1 protein-coding gene is annotated in these 1,962 nt (G+C 38.2%); it reads right to left on the reverse strand.

Annotation, left to right across the window (positions count from 1 at the left end; translation table 11 throughout):
- Positions 1 to 97 precede the first annotated feature (97 nt).
- A complete protein-coding gene (locus BMW61_RS21445) occupies positions 98 to 1,825 on the reverse strand; it encodes an IS1634 family transposase (RefSeq protein ID WP_091826123.1) in 1,728 nt (575 codons plus the stop codon).
- Between the last annotated feature and the right edge of the window lie 137 nt (positions 1,826 to 1,962).

Below are 1,962 nucleotides of genomic sequence, written 5' to 3' on the forward strand. Positions count from 1 at the left end.
TCCTGTCTTTGACAGTTTAATACCAACTAAAGACGCCAAAAGCCTTAATACATCAGGCTCTTGGCGTTATTTTTGTGATTCTTGATATATAGTAATATTACCTTTGCTTGCTTTGTTTTTCTATAGTTCTCATATCAGCTTTAGTAATGAATTCGTAATCGGTTCTAAAACCGCATACTTTATGAAGGGCATCAGTAAGTTTATCACGAATGTAAGTTGGCATGTATCCCTGTCCTTTAATGTCTGCAAATTTCATTGATTTCAATTTATCCAAGATTTCTTCACAGGTGTATTTGTTTTCAAGTTGCTTTTCCAATAAACGATAAACAAGTAATGACAGGAAACATATCAGGAAGTGGGCTTCTATTCTGTCATCTCTTCTGATATAGACAGGTCTTGCAGCGAAATCTGTTTTCATGATTCTGAAGCATTCCTCGATCTGCCATCGTCCCTCGCTTACTTTCAAAATATCCTTAACATCATCGTCTATAAGATCTGTACAGACAGCGTAAAGACCGTCATATCTAGCTTCTTCGGCAACCTTTGTCTCGTCAAGATAGTAATGGATATCGGCAACTTCGCCATCTTCAGTACATGCATCCTTCCCTATAAAACGGGCTGGATCATTAGGGTTTTTGCGATTCTTTTTTAGCTTTCCTTTGTTGATCATAGCCTCGGCACGTTGCACCTGAGCTTCCCTGATTGCCTTTTGATAAGCTGCATATTTGGGCGAATAGGTGATTATGAGTAGCTGATCGATATTTCCGCTGATATAAGGGATTTCTTTGTAGTACAACTCATCAGAATCAGTACTTTCAATTTCTGCAGCAGAAACCTTTTTATTATCCGAAAGCCTTTTAAAACCATCTTTACTCAGTGCGAGTTTTTTGTTTTCTGCATCGAGCTTTTTTATTGCCTGGGTGACGATAAACGCTCGTTCTCCTAGGTGATTAAATTTGCGATTATCGGTTGAACCAAGGCCGGCATCGCTACAGTAAATAAACTTATCATGACCGAACTGCTGAAGGATTTTTGATTCTAAAGGCTTTAATGATTTTTGCTCATTCTGATTCCCACCAAAAATTGAAAATGCCAGAGGAATACCGTCTCCATCAATGAAAAGGCCCATCTGAACGATTGGGTTAGGCCGATGTTCCTTGCTTTTGCCATACTTTTTATTACCATCTTCTTGCTCAATTTCGAAATAGAAGTTAGAGCAGTCGTAGTAAAGTATTCGATCATTTCTTTTACCAAAATAGTTGCTGTTCTTAAAAACTTCAGACTGGATAAAATCCGATTCTTCTGCAAGTACTGATAATGCTCTGTAGATATCATGAAGTTCGTATGTAGGAGCTTCAAGGTATGACTGGGCAGCTTTATATGCAGAAAGTTTGCTACGTGGATCAAGGATGCGGTTATAAACCAGGTCAGAAAGAATGGCATTTAAATCGTATTCGTACTGATGACGTTGTTTGATTGTCTTACAGATCTTATCCAGCTGGAGCTTGTAGTAAACAGCCTGAGGAAACAGATAACCGCCTTCAAATAGTTTGCGCTGTGCATAGTCTAATTCTTTATCTGCGTGGAAAACAACCTGAACAGACTTTGTTTTGCGTGCCTGTTTGTACTTCTTGGTTTCGGCAGCAACTTCGCTGCGGCACCAGGCAATAACATCATCACGAGTTGGGCCATGATCCTTTAGTAATTCTGAAAGTGTGCCGAGTTTACGGACAGTAGCAGTGGTGCTTTTTCCAGAATTATCAATAAAGGATTTGGAAATATAGAATGATTCTGAATTCTTGGACTTTGATATTGTAAGTTTCATGAATAGTATCCCCCAGCCCTTATTATACCACAAATCACTATATATCACTATATATTAAAAAATAAAATTTGACAAAAAAATACAGACCAGATGTGGTCTGCAACTATTTTTGATATGATTTAGGTGTCAAACTCCCG

Source organism: Butyrivibrio sp. ob235, assembly GCF_900109475.1.
Taxonomy (GTDB): Bacteria; Bacillota; Clostridia; order Lachnospirales; family Lachnospiraceae; genus Butyrivibrio.